The organism is Aquiflexum sp., from assembly GCF_041749095.1.
Taxonomy (GTDB): domain Bacteria; phylum Bacteroidota; class Bacteroidia; order Cytophagales; family Cyclobacteriaceae; genus Aquiflexum.
The window spans coordinates 54,987-66,673 of sequence record NZ_JBGTCA010000101.1 but is presented as its reverse complement, the minus strand read 5'-3'; the positions used below and the strand labels follow the sequence as shown (position 1 = coordinate 66,673).

The 11,687-nt window shown below is 39.1% G+C and carries 14 protein-coding genes; 3 read left to right on the top strand and 11 right to left on the bottom strand.

Annotated elements, in window-relative coordinates; all coding sequences use genetic code 11:
• The 6 genes from ACEW8O_RS05655 to ACEW8O_RS05630 form a co-directional block, all read right to left on the bottom strand.
• The coding region (locus ACEW8O_RS05655) for a hypothetical protein (protein ID WP_373493650.1) at window positions 1-351 on the bottom strand (351 nt) is incomplete at its 3' end.
• 502 nt (window positions 352-853) lie between these two features.
• A complete protein-coding gene (locus ACEW8O_RS05650) occupies window positions 854-2,731 on the bottom strand; it encodes a histidine kinase dimerization/phosphoacceptor domain -containing protein (RefSeq protein ID WP_373493649.1) in 1,878 nt (625 codons plus the stop codon).
• Window positions 2,732-2,923: 192 nt separating this feature from the next.
• Entirely contained in the window at window positions 2,924-4,144 is a 1,221-nt protein-coding gene (locus tag ACEW8O_RS05645) for a DUF418 domain-containing protein (protein WP_373493648.1), read from the bottom strand.
• Window positions 4,145-4,275: 131 nt separating this feature from the next.
• On the bottom strand, window positions 4,276-5,316 hold the full coding sequence (locus ACEW8O_RS05640) for a methyltransferase (protein WP_373493647.1): 1,041 nt from the start codon (window positions 5,314-5,316) through the stop codon (window positions 4,276-4,278).
• A gap of 79 nt (window positions 5,317-5,395) precedes the next feature.
• The gene (locus ACEW8O_RS05635) at window positions 5,396-6,889 is read right to left on the bottom strand and encodes an amidohydrolase family protein (protein WP_373493646.1); all 1,494 of its coding nucleotides are present in this window, start codon (window positions 6,887-6,889) and stop codon (window positions 5,396-5,398) included.
• A gap of 86 nt (window positions 6,890-6,975) precedes the next feature.
• On the bottom strand, window positions 6,976-7,134 hold the full coding sequence (locus tag ACEW8O_RS05630) for a hypothetical protein (RefSeq protein WP_373493645.1): 159 nt from the start codon (window positions 7,132-7,134) through the stop codon (window positions 6,976-6,978).
• A 167-nt stretch (window positions 7,135-7,301) separates the two neighbouring features.
• On the opposite strand from ACEW8O_RS05630, the gene ACEW8O_RS05625 reads away from it, so the two are divergent.
• Window positions 7,302-7,442 (top strand): hypothetical protein, encoded by a 141-nt coding sequence (locus ACEW8O_RS05625; protein ID WP_373493644.1) that lies wholly within the window; start codon window positions 7,302-7,304, stop codon window positions 7,440-7,442.
• Between the two features lie 122 nt (window positions 7,443-7,564).
• Here the strand turns inward: ACEW8O_RS05625 and ACEW8O_RS05620 are convergent, their stop codons facing one another.
• The gene (locus ACEW8O_RS05620) at window positions 7,565-7,798 is read right to left on the bottom strand and encodes a hypothetical protein (protein ID WP_373493643.1); all 234 of its coding nucleotides are present in this window, start codon (window positions 7,796-7,798) and stop codon (window positions 7,565-7,567) included.
• A complete protein-coding gene (locus ACEW8O_RS05615; protein ID WP_373493642.1) occupies window positions 7,773-8,375 on the bottom strand; it encodes an RNA polymerase sigma factor in 603 nt (200 codons plus the stop codon). The genes ACEW8O_RS05620 and ACEW8O_RS05615 overlap by 26 nt, the downstream gene beginning before the upstream one ends.
• 408 nt (window positions 8,376-8,783) lie before the next feature.
• Between ACEW8O_RS05615 and ACEW8O_RS05610 the strand changes: the two genes are divergently transcribed.
• Both ACEW8O_RS05610 and ACEW8O_RS05605 read left to right on the top strand, forming a co-directional pair.
• Window positions 8,784-9,134, top strand: coding sequence for a DUF3127 domain-containing protein (locus tag ACEW8O_RS05610; RefSeq protein WP_373493641.1), 351 nt, complete (start codon window positions 8,784-8,786; stop codon window positions 9,132-9,134).
• 97 nt (window positions 9,135-9,231) lie between these two features.
• Window positions 9,232-9,687, top strand: coding sequence for a hypothetical protein (locus ACEW8O_RS05605; RefSeq protein WP_373493640.1), 456 nt, complete (start codon window positions 9,232-9,234; stop codon window positions 9,685-9,687).
• Here the strand turns inward: ACEW8O_RS05605 and ACEW8O_RS05600 are convergent.
• The 3 genes from ACEW8O_RS05600 to ACEW8O_RS05590 all read right to left on the bottom strand — a co-directional run bounded on the left by ACEW8O_RS05600 (window position 9,684) and on the right by ACEW8O_RS05590 (window position 11,610).
• Window positions 9,684-9,833 (bottom strand): hypothetical protein, encoded by a 150-nt coding sequence (locus ACEW8O_RS05600; RefSeq protein WP_373493639.1) that lies wholly within the window; start codon window positions 9,831-9,833, stop codon window positions 9,684-9,686. The two genes, ACEW8O_RS05605 and ACEW8O_RS05600, sit on opposite strands and share 4 nt — an antisense overlap.
• A gap of 127 nt (window positions 9,834-9,960) precedes the next feature.
• Entirely contained in the window at window positions 9,961-10,467 is a 507-nt protein-coding gene (gene purE, locus ACEW8O_RS05595; protein WP_373493638.1) for a 5-(carboxyamino)imidazole ribonucleotide mutase, read from the bottom strand.
• Between the two features lie 3 nt (window positions 10,468-10,470).
• Window positions 10,471-11,610, bottom strand: a complete 1,140-nt coding sequence (locus ACEW8O_RS05590) for a 5-(carboxyamino)imidazole ribonucleotide synthase (protein ID WP_373493637.1) — start codon at window positions 11,608-11,610, stop codon at window positions 10,471-10,473.
• Window positions 11,611-11,687 lie beyond the last annotated feature (77 nt).

Sequence of the window (11,687 nt, the reverse complement as noted above, 5' to 3'; positions counted from 1 at the left end):
ATTCTGCTTCTCAATGTGCTGGAATACGTGATTTAAATAAGTAAGATAGCATGCTTGGGTAGATGCGTCATCTGCATCCATCTCTGCCCATTTGGCCATAAAACCTGACAAGATATAAACGTTTGCATCACCTTGTTGTCTGTGCCACATGCTCCAATTATTTGTTCCTCCGTTTTCAAGGTAGCAGGCTTTAAATTGTTTGACCCCTTCAATAAACTGGGCATTGTGTCCAGGCTTTACGGTGATTTCATTGGTGTTCAAAATGGCGTTATCATTGCTTTGCGCAGTGAGTATTCCGATGCTGAACATAGCAAGGATTGCGGTATTGAAAATAAATCGTAATGTTTTCATGATTATAGAGTTTAGAATGTTTGAAACATTTCAATCAACTGATAATCATGTAAAAATGAAAACAATCAAGGACGAAAGCCCTGATTAACTCTCCGAAGAGGTGATTTTATTTACCGAAGGAATTATAGATTGTAGGTATTATTGGTCAAAATTGTTGCTTCGGACGGCATCTAGAGTGTAAATAGATGTTGAATTTTCGGAATATACCCGAGCTGTTTTTTTAACAAAAAGCATTCTATCCTTTAACCTCTTCAAGGACGAAATGGGCGAATTACTTTCACAACGTATGGAATTTCTTTCCGGGGGAAAAAGGGGAGATGGTTCGATCCCAAAAATCTGTTGTGATGGATTTGATTTCGTGGGAGTGGGTTTTTGAAATTCAACCCTGACTCCGTCGGGCAGGCACGTTGTGGTTGGGGGATTTTGGGGGCTGTTGTCATTATAAACCCCACATTGCAATGTGTGGATTTTTGCAACATAAAAATTTTCTTGCCCTAAATGATTAAGCACTTTGCTCGATTAAAAAATCAAATTCAATATGCGTACCTTCATTTGTATACTCTTTCATTTTTCCATTAAGTTGCTGGGTTAATAATTGCACTAATTGGGAACCGAAACCTGTTCCTATTGGGGCGATACCTGCTGTTTTACCAATGCCATTATCGTTGACTTTTAATCTTAAATAGTTATCAGGCATTTTTTCTAAACTGATATGTATGGTGCCTTGTTCTTTTTTAGGAAAAGCATATTTAAGGGCATTGGTGAGAAGCTCGTTTACAATCAGTCCTATGGGAACGGCCGTATCCACATCCAAGTCTAAATTATCCATAGCGCATTCAATTTTCACTTGTTCTTCGGCATCAAAGGTGTCAAGAATACCTTCGCTTAGGTTGATGAAGTAATCCTTCATTTCTATACTTCCCAGGTTGGTGCCCTGATAGAGTTTTTGATGAATAATTCCCATCGATTGAACCCGGTTTTGACTTGCAATCAGGGCCTCTTTAGTGGCAGGATCTTCTATCTGAGCCGATTGCAATGCAATCAAACTCTTCACCATCTCTAGATTATTTTTAACTCGGTGGTGTATTTCTTTCAGCAATAATTCGTTTTCCGCATTCTTAGCTCGGATAATTTTAGTGGCTTTTTTATTTTTGTAAAAGAAATAAAGTAAGAATATCAAAAACACAATCAAGAGAGACGTTCCCATAATAATGAGTGTTTGGGTCTTACTTTTTTGCTCAATTAAAGCGGCTTGAGAGGCTAGGGCCTCATCTTTTTTTACGGTTTCATATTTAATCAAAGCTTCTGCCTCCAGATTAGCCACTTTATCTTGCATAAGCGTCTCATATACTCCATGTGCTAATTGTTCAGATTGATACGCCTTCTGATAATCACCGAGTTGGGCGTAGCAATCTGCTACTTCATTATAGATTTTTTGCATTTTTGGCTGGCTTCCCTGTCCAAGGTTAACATATCCATCTATCGCTGCTTCAAGATGAGGGAGGGCTTCCTTATAATCACCTTTCATATAATAGGCCAGTCCAATTCCCTGACGGTATGTTTTCGCAGCAGGTCTTGCAGCTCCAATTTTGGCTTCTACTATAGCATAAGACTTCAAATTATCTTCCAGAGACTTTTGATAGTCTTTCAGGTCCGACCACACATCGCCCCGGAAACCATAGGCCCGGGCCAAATTGAATTCATCATCTATGTTATAAATAGTAATCGTTTCAATGCATTTATCAGCAGCATTTATGGCTTTATCCAGTTCTCCAGCTTCATGATAAGCTAAAACAAGAGCCAACCAAGTTTCCTGGGTAGTATTGTAGTCTCTTACTTTCTCCGTCAATTTTAAAGCTTCCAATCCATATTTTATGGCCAATTCAGGCTCTTTTTGTGAAAGGAAGATTCTCGAAAGCGTACTGTAAGCTGAACCTAAACCCTTTTCATCTTCTAAAGCTTCATAAATTTTAATGGAATCAAAAATTAGCTTTTCTGCCTTATCTAACTGATTTCCATCAATAGATTCAAAGGCCAATTCGACACATGTAGCAGCTAATTTGGCCTGATCATTAGTTTTCTTAAATAGGGCAATTGCTTTTTCACCGTGAAGTGGTACCGAATCAATTGTAAAGGGCACATGAAAGGCATGCCAACGCATCAAAACAAGGTGCGTTTCAGCCATCAGTTGTGTATCTTTTAATTGGTAAACCCGCCCTAATGTCTGCAAAGCTTTTTCATGAAAATCTTCCGAACTTTCCACATAGTTATTGTTTAGCCATTTTAGTGACGCATCAATGGCTTCCGGCTGATCAGACTGGGAATAACTAAGGTTTAAGATAAAAAGAACAGGAAAAATTATGGTGATTATTTTTTTCATCCCTCGTACAAACTGCTGATATAACTTTTATGGTATTTTTAAATATACGATATATCATTAGTAAATTCACGTAAACAGCGTTGTTATTGAAGGAAACATCATTAAATGTCACTATTTCCTGAGACATCAGCCATAAGGGGCTGATTTTTGTTTACTCTTCTGTTGTTTTATTAATATAGTTTCATCATTTGATTACAGATTGACTGCCTCAGGATGAGGTCGTGAAATTCTAAATGGCTGTACCTTTAAATAGGTAAGTGATCGCCATAGCCACTCAATAGGTCCATATTTAAATTTTTTCAACCAATACCAGCTTATGATCATTTGTACTCCAATGATCAGGAAAGCAATAATCAAAAGTTCTATATTCCTGAATTGACCTAGGAATCCCAAACCCCAGTTAAAGAATAAGAATGTGCCAATCAGGGATTGAAATACATAATTTGTAAGCGCCATGCGTCCGTAGGGAGCAAAACAGGAAAGTGTTTTTTGCATTTTTGGCAATTCAAAAAGGTAAACAAATCCGGCGGCCAGAAATATGGTAAAGAAGAAATTGAAATTATCGTAAGCGGATAATGCAAACATGGACCACCATGAAGTGAAATCAAATATGCTTTCCATTTGGGAAAACATGTACCAAAAGAGCGGGATCATGGCAAGTGTACCTACGAATGACCATAGGATTATTTTTTTAAGTAATGTAGTGTTGGCCTGCAGATTTTCAAGTAGACGGGTCCTGCCTATCCACATACCCAACAGGAAAAAAGCAAATGTCAGATAGCCTCGGCCCAACACACCCATTTGAAAATTGAATTTGCCAATCATTGAAATAAAATTCATCCGCCATACTTCGAATAAACTCCCACCTGTGATCGCTGCCATATATTTTTCATTAAAATTTTCAATATTCAGTGCTATGATGGATTCATTACCAAAAATACCATAGGACAAAAACCTACCTCCACCCAGAAATAGAATAACAGCTAAGGCAAGTACAACCTTATTGCTGACACTGTGAAATGGGATAAGCAAAAATCCAAAAAGCACATAAATAACCAAGATGTCCCCGGAATAAAAAGAATTATGTACCACACCGATTCCTAATAATACCAACAATCGCCACAGGTATCGGGTTTTGTAATTTAATCCGCTTTTTTCAGCATTATCCATCTGTATGAAAAAGCTAAGACCAAACAACAATGAAAACAGGGCGAAAAACTTTCCCCTGATTATCCAAAAGGAGAATGTGTCTACAATGTAGTCGACAGGTCCTGAAAACATAACAGCCTTCATCTCATCCGTTGGAAAAGCGGCGAGGAACTGTTCGAGTACGTGAGCAATCACTATTCCGGCAAGGGCAAAGCCCCGCAATGCATCAACAGAATGGATCCGATTTTTTTTAACTTGGTTCATGAGGATTAAATTTTAGATGAAATGCTAAAAATCAATTTTTTAATAATTAGCCTGAATGTTGATTCTTTTCCTTGATTTAAAATGTTAATTATTGAGGAGTTAGGCTTTACATCCTTACAATGAAAGATGTATTATTTGTAAGCTATAACAGCACTTGTCGGTCCTGTCAAGGGAAGTGTTGAAGTTGATTTAAAACCGATGTTTTTCGCCCATTTATTGAAGTCTGCAAACGTATAGTCAAAGCCTGTCCCGGTTTCTATCAGCATATTCAGACTCATCATCAAGCCAAGCCCATTACGCTTCCTTTCGTCATCTATGACATTTTCAATGGCTATAAATACCCCGCCATCAGGCAACGCATCAAAAGCTTTCTTCATTAGCATCAACTTAGTTTCTTCATCCCAGTCGTGCAATATATTTCCCATTGTTATGACATCAGCTTTGGGAAATTGGTCTTTGAAAAAATCACCACTGATTGCTTTTACCCGGTCTTGCAGGTGAGAGTTCTCAATGGTTTTGTTAGAAATTGGAGCCAAGGATGGTAGATCCCATGAAATACAATTCATATGCGGTTGGTGTTTGGCAACCATGATAGACAATGTTCCGCCCGAGCCACCGATATCGACAAGTGTCTTGTATTTAGAAAAATCAAAGGTTTGGGCAAGGTGTATGAAGTTGCCCATTTGAATACCACTCATGGCATTGGTAAATTCTTTCAATTTTTCTTCATCAGCATATATAGCTTCAAAAATATTCTCTCCGTTTTTAGCTTCATTTTGCTGCATTCCGGTCAAAAGTCCTTCTTCCAAATTTCCCCAAAAACCGTAGAGGCGGTTGTTCAGCATTTCCAAAAAGCCACCAATGTAGGAGGATTTGTTTTTGTCTAAGAAAAAGTCAGTGTCGATGCTGTTAGAATATTTAGCTGTTTCCAACAAGCCTTCTCTGTTCAGAAAACCAAACGTGGTCAAGGCATCCAAATAGTCAAATACATGACGGTCAGTGCACTTTAAATCTAAATTGGTTTTAATTTCAGCTGCTGACATTGTTTTCTTTTCAGCAAGTGTAGTAAAAAGGTCAAATTTTACAGCACTCAGAAGAATTTTTGAAGCCCAAAAGCCAGTGCCAATTTGCATAATACTTGCCGGATTGGGTTGATTGCTAGTTTGTTCCATTTTTAATTATTTTTTCTATTTGCTTACTCTAGTCGGTTTTCAGCTTCCCCGTTTCTTATTTTCAATAATGTCTTGATACCTACTTTTTAAATTTTCCATACACAGCTTTTCCTGGAAAAACATTTGAGACGGTTTCGCCTTTTCTCAAAACAAAAGTTCCATTGACCAGCACATATTCAATCCCTTCCGAAAATTCCAGCCCTTTTTCAAATGTGGCTTTGTCAATGATCGTATCGGGATCAAAAACGATAATGTCCGCATCAGCACCTACCTGTATCCTTCCTTTGAAGCGCATCATGGGAGCAATTCCTTCCAGTCGTTTTGCCGGAAGCAGGGTCATCTTTTCGATGGCCGTATTTAAATCGAGCACCTGATCTTCTCTGACATATTTTCCCAATACCCTCGAAAAAGTACCCGCTGTACGGGGATGGGCGAGTTTGCTATAGGGCATACCATCCGATCCAATAATCACCCCGGGTGCGGCAATGCCCCTTGCAATCCATTCGGGTTGCATCATGTGCATGATCACATATTGATTGGTCCTTCTGTTTCTGGCAAAGGTTTCTTGGGTAAGGCGTTCCCCTGTAGCCACCAACTGCAAATCCCCATAATCAATGCCCAATTTTTCCTGCCAACCTTCATTGAACATAGCGGTCATCAAACCTGTAGAAGCAGCGGTATAAGGATACAGTTCTGTGGTGATGTCAAAGCCTTTCCAGCCTGCTGCACTGACCATTTTCAATGCAAAATCAATCTGACCCAGCGACATGCTGTTGATGTGAACAATGTGCAAGGGTGCACCTGTAAGCATGGCGTTGGCTATTACTTCCTGAATGGATAAAATACCGGAGTGTCGTGTATGTGTAAAAACCAATGCCCCTAGTTCCCCGGCCAGTTCAAAAACACTATACATCTCTGCAGGCTTTGTATCGGGAAGGTAGCCAATGGGGACACCAATACCGATGCCCCCTTCATCCAAAGCAGATTTGATATTTGCGAGGGTTTTATCGGATTCTTCGGGTGTTTGATCTTCCTTAAACGATGGTCCGCCAATGTGAAAAAAGGATTGGATGGTAATCTCCTTTTTATGGACCAAATCCAGAAGTTCATCTACACCATCCTGATACCTTGCCATTGCCTTCATACGCTCAAATGGCCAACAAACACTCGCCCCATAATGGATCAGGGCATTGCCCTGCCGAGACGCATACCAGGCACCGATATGTTCAATTCCCCATTCAAGTTCCAAAGCCGTAGTGACCCCGTCATGGAGTTGGTATTCCTGTTCTACATTGGTCATACCGTGCACATGCAGGTCAATGAACCCGGGGGCAACCACCATTCCGCTGACTTTGATGGTTTCTTTTCCTACCAAAGCATCGGAACTGATCATCATTATGCGGCCATTTTGGATACCCACATTTCTGATCGCATCCAGTTTTGTTTCCGGATCTATGACCCGGCCTCCTTCCAAAACAATGTCGAATTGTATAGTAGTCTGTGCGGTGGATTCAAACCCGTAATATAGTGTCAGAAAAAGACAGAGTATGAGTTTAAGGGGTTTGGGCTTCATCGTTTATTGTTTTTGAAAATTCAACTTTCTTATATTCTTTATCCAGTGAACCTGCGGTTATTGCAAATATGGTTTTCCTGTTAGCGTCATGATGACTGAAGCAAATGTGAATCCACCACCTCCACTGTTATGGAGCGACAAACAGGGTTATTTACATCGTCTTTGGAGCGCAGGGTTTCTTTGATCAGGTAGTCAAATGCATTTAAAGAGATGAAAAGAAAGAGGGTTAAAAATGTATTTCTCATGTTTTTACCTTGTTAGATTTATTGTCATTCTATTGTCAAGAATTAATTGGTTCGGAATAGAAGTGATTAAATAAAAGTCTTCGTTCCGCTAACTAATGTAAGATATGAATATCATTGATGCGAAAAGGCCAACTTAGGACGAAATGCATCAAAATCTTCCCCAATGAATGGGTTTTCTTCCCGAAGAGGAAGATGGGCATTTAGGAAAAATCATTATCCATATAGGAGAATCCGGGGATCAGAGCCCTGATCAGACCTTTTATCGGCCAAAACAGAACTTTGATCCTGTTGAACAACATTACCCATGAAGCGAAGGATCAGGTGATTAAAAGTGCAGTGGAGGCTTTGAAGGGGTGGTGAATTTAGGGATAAATAACAAAAAAAACCTGAAAGCAATTAAGCTTTCAGGTTACCATTTCGTCTGAATCTATCAAACTTTTTCGAGTCCTGTAGATTTGGCCATCCTAAGGATGGCTTTTACTACTTTTTCCGAAGGTTCTAGAATGAGTTGGTCCAATTGTCCGATAGTGCTCAGCATCTCTAAATAGTCTTGCATCAAGGTATCATTACCGCGCAAGGCCTGCACAAACAGCTCATTCTCACCCTCGCTCATTTCCTGATAGATATATCTAAGCAGGTCATTTGGGGTAAAAGATTTTGTCATAGGCAACGTTTAATTGTTTTAATTTTTTCCTCATGTTTATCAATGCGTATCGCATTCTTCCCAAGGCCGTATTAATACTTACCCCAGTCTGTTCTGCAATTTCCTGAAAACTCAAATCCATGTAATGTCTCATAATGAGCACTTGTTTCTGGGTTTCGGGAAGCTCATCTATAAGCCTCCTGACCAGGTCAACAGTATCTTCCTTTACTTTGAGATCCTCGATATTTTCTTCCGCAAATCTCAACGTATTGAAAATATTGGCTCCATCCTCCATCACTATGGTAGGATAGCGCTTACATTTCCTGAAATAATCAATGGCTAAATTGTGCGCTATGCGCATCAACCATGGCTGAAATTTACCTTCTTCGTTATAACCGTCAGAACTCAAAGTCTGTACTACTTTTACAAATACATCCTGAAGTAAATCCTCCGCTACGCCCTGATCTTTTACGATCAGATAAATTGTGGTGTAAACTCTCGGACTGTATTTGTTTACTAACTTTTCAAATGCTGCTTCACTTCCGCTTCGGTACTGCGCGATCAGTTCGGCATCTTTAGGAATTAACCTATTGCTCATACTAATTGACTTTTTAATAACGTAGAGGTTTATGCCATAGTATATCTGTGAGGGTGAAACATTTTAAAGATTGCAACCAAATGTAAAAATTCAATAACATTGATGCAATAGAAACTGTATTTTTTTTGAAAAATAAATTAATTAAAAAAAGTCAAAATAGAATATTTTGTACTTTACAATAAAAAAACTGAAATTTAATTTGGAAGTGAAGGGGTACTGTTACAAAATAAAAAATTTAAATTTTGTCTTTACAACGGATATACTCCTGTTTTTATTATAGAGTTGCCTTAATTACAAAATTTTTGAAAGAAAGTTTATTTGAAGATAGAAGTTGACCAAGCTTTGGGTGAAAAGCTGATGTAAATCTTGCCTTTTTGTTAACTTCGTTTTTCAATACTAATAAAAATTATGGAACTAAGCGGAAAAATAGTGCAAATCTTGCCTGAACAAGGTGGTACTTCAGCAAAAGGCAACTGGAGAAAAAGAGATTATATTTTGGAATTGCCCGGTACGTACCCTAAAAAAGTATGTCTTACTGTTTGGGGAGATCAAATCGATCAGTTTAATATGGACATGGGTGACGAAGTCAATGCCTCGGTGGATATCGAAAGCCGTGAGTACAATGGAAGGTGGTACACTGATGTCAAGGCCTGGAAAGTGGAGAAAAGTAATCAATCAAAAAGTAATTCACCTATGAGTAATGCCCCTGATGTGACTACTTTTTCTGAGGAAAGCGGGGATGATGTATTGCCCTTTTAACGGCAGTGATAAAATTAAAAAATTCAGTAGAATTGCCTCATTTATCTATCATGGGGCAGTTTTATAGTTTATATGTTTTTTTAAATCAGATATTACCATGTGGGACGACGATGATGATGAAGGTTGGGACGAAAATGATGAAGAGGATTTCCGAAAAGAAAATGAGAGGATTGACAAACATCCTTTGATGAAAAAAGGAATGGATATCTTTGAACTTACCCGGGCGTTGGTAGGCTCTTTGGATGAAGCCCGGATGGAGCTATATGGAGGATTGATGCTTGAAAGTGCGGGTGTTTTGCCGGCTAAGTTTGCCGGAGCTGAGAGTGTTGATGACTATATTCTCAAAATGGAAAATGCCGTACTCATGAAAATCCATGCAAGAAGCCTGTATTCGATGACTTATCAGTTGGCGTTGGAAGGGACACACGCAGAGGAACATCTTCAGTTGTTAAGGGATGCCATAAGGGAATTTAAATCCATGTTTGTGGATTGGGTTAAGGAATTTGATCCCAAGCAAAAAAACATCGATGGGTGGGGAATATTTGAGGATTAATTGATGTTTTGGCCAAAACGGAATCCCATGTAAGCCCCCACTATTATCATTGCCAATGATATGCCCAAAAGTAAAAGCAATATACCCAAAGGCATTTCCCAATTTTCGCTTCCGATTTTGAATCGTATATTTTTTTTGAGGTCCATTGGCCAAATATCGTATTTCTAATCATTTATATTCAACTGCAACAAAAAAAAGAAGCGAGGCATAAGTGCCTCGCTTCTCCAAGAAAATTAAAAGTAATTAAACTTTAATTTATAAGCCTAGTTGTTTTTACGTGTCCCTCCATCCCTTTGTTTCAATTTCTTTTGCAGAGATCTCAACTTTTTCTTTCAGGGATTCCTTGAAAGCGGATAATTTAGCAGAAACCTCCTCATTAAAGGCCCCTACAATTGATGCGGCAAGGATTCCGGCATTTCGTGCACCGTTCAAAGCCAAGGTAGCGACAGGAATTCCTGAAGGCATCTGAAGGATAGAAAGTACACTGTCCCAACCGTCTATGGAATTAGAGGATTTGATGGGAACGCCCAAAACGGGAAGTGTGGTTAGAGAAGCCACCATTCCCGGTAAATGGGCTGCGCCACCTGCTCCGGCTATGATTACTTTTAGCCCTCTTTTTTTGGCTGACTCTGCATATTCTATCATCCTGTGGGGAGTCCGATGTGCTGAGACTACAGACAATTCATATTCTACACCCAATTCTTCCAAAACTATTGCTGCTTCAGACATGATATGCAAATCGGATTTACTGCCCATGATGATTCCTACTTGTATGGCCATTGCTCAAGCTTTTATTTTTATGATTTCTTTGATTTCCATTGCACGGTTTTTCAATACTGAAACATCTTCATCCAAAATGGTGACATGTCCCATTTTACGAAATGGTTTGGTGATTTTTTTCCCATATAAGTGGACATAGACTCCTTTTTGGGAAATAGCTCTATCCATTCCTTCCACAAGGGCGTCACCTGTAAAACCATCTTCCCCCAGTAGGTTTACCATGGCAGCAGGACATCTTAACTCAGTATTGCCCAAAGGCATGTTCAAGACAGACCTTAGGTGTTGTTCAAATTGTGAGGTGAAATTGGCTTCAATGGTATGATGCCCACTGTTATGTGGCCTTGGAGCAATTTCATTGACAAGTATTTCTCCTGATTTGGTAACAAACATTTCGACGGCCAGTATTCCTACCATTCCCAGCTTTTCAATTACCTGAAACGCTAATGATTTTGCTTTCTCCTCAGTTTCGGTTGAGATATTGGCAGGTGCAAATAGAAATTCCACCAAATTGGCGGTGGGATGAAAGGAACATTCCACTGCCGGAAAAGCCACAGTTTCACCCTTTTTGTTTCTGGCCACAATCACTGACAATTCCTGTTCAAAGTCTATAAGTTTCTCTAAAATTCCCGGAGCATCAAATGCTTTTTCAAGATCTTCTGTGGATTTTAAAACTTGTACCCCTCTTCCATCATAACCCTCTCTTCCCAGTTTATTGACTGCAGGCAAAAAAACGGAATTTGCTTTAACTTCTTCCTTGTTGGCTGTCAGGATAAAGTCAGCTGTTGGAATATTATTGTTTTTGTAAAATTCTTTTTGGAACCGCTTGTCCTGTATCATTTTGATGATATGGGGCTGCGGAAAAACCTCTTTTCCCTCATCTGCAAGTTTTTGAAGTGCCTCTGTATTTACATTTTCAATTTCAATGGTAATGACATTACAGTTTTTTCCAAAATGATACACTGTATCAAAATCAGTTAACTTACCTTGGATAAAATTCTGACAGATATCCTTACAAGGGGCATTGGGGTCAGGATCTAAAATATGGATGTCTATATTGTAATTGATAGCGGATTGGATTACCATCCGGCCTAACTGACCGCCTCCTAAAATCCCTAAAATCTTTTGTTGATAGTTAACTTGCACCTTATCGCTTTTGATTGCCCAAAAATAAGAGAAAAATGCAGGATATCGAAAAACGGATTTTTTTAAAAATAAAGCCC

Bases quoted from the DNA above. Each gene is read 5' to 3' on its own strand.
- ACEW8O_RS05650 (WP_373493649.1), bottom strand. From the start codon at position 2,731: ATGAAAAAAATAATCACCATAATTTTTCCTGTTCTTTTTATCTTAAAC.
- ACEW8O_RS05615 (WP_373493642.1), bottom strand. From the start codon at position 8,375: ATGAGCAATAGGTTAATTCCTAAAGATGCCGAACTGATCGCGCAGTAC.
- purE (WP_373493638.1), bottom strand. From the start codon at position 10,467: ATGGCCATACAAGTAGGAATCATCATGGGCAGTAAATCCGATTTGCAT.
- ACEW8O_RS05625 (WP_373493644.1), top strand. From the start codon at position 7,302: ATGGGTTTTCTTCCCGAAGAGGAAGATGGGCATTTAGGAAAAATCATT.
- ACEW8O_RS05605 (WP_373493640.1), top strand. From the start codon at position 9,232: ATGTGGGACGACGATGATGATGAAGGTTGGGACGAAAATGATGAAGAG.
- ACEW8O_RS05600 (WP_373493639.1), bottom strand. From the start codon at position 9,833: ATGGACCTCAAAAAAAATATACGATTCAAAATCGGAAGCGAAAATTGG.
- ACEW8O_RS05640 (WP_373493647.1), bottom strand. From the start codon at position 5,316: ATGGAACAAACTAGCAATCAACCCAATCCGGCAAGTATTATGCAAATT.
- ACEW8O_RS05610 (WP_373493641.1), top strand. From the start codon at position 8,784: ATGGAACTAAGCGGAAAAATAGTGCAAATCTTGCCTGAACAAGGTGGT.
- ACEW8O_RS05630 (WP_373493645.1), bottom strand. From the start codon at position 7,134: ATGAGAAATACATTTTTAACCCTCTTTCTTTTCATCTCTTTAAATGCA.
- ACEW8O_RS05635 (WP_373493646.1), bottom strand. From the start codon at position 6,889: ATGAAGCCCAAACCCCTTAAACTCATACTCTGTCTTTTTCTGACACTA.
- ACEW8O_RS05645 (WP_373493648.1), bottom strand. From the start codon at position 4,144: ATGAACCAAGTTAAAAAAAATCGGATCCATTCTGTTGATGCATTGCGG.
- ACEW8O_RS05620 (WP_373493643.1), bottom strand. From the start codon at position 7,798: ATGACAAAATCTTTTACCCCAAATGACCTGCTTAGATATATCTATCAG.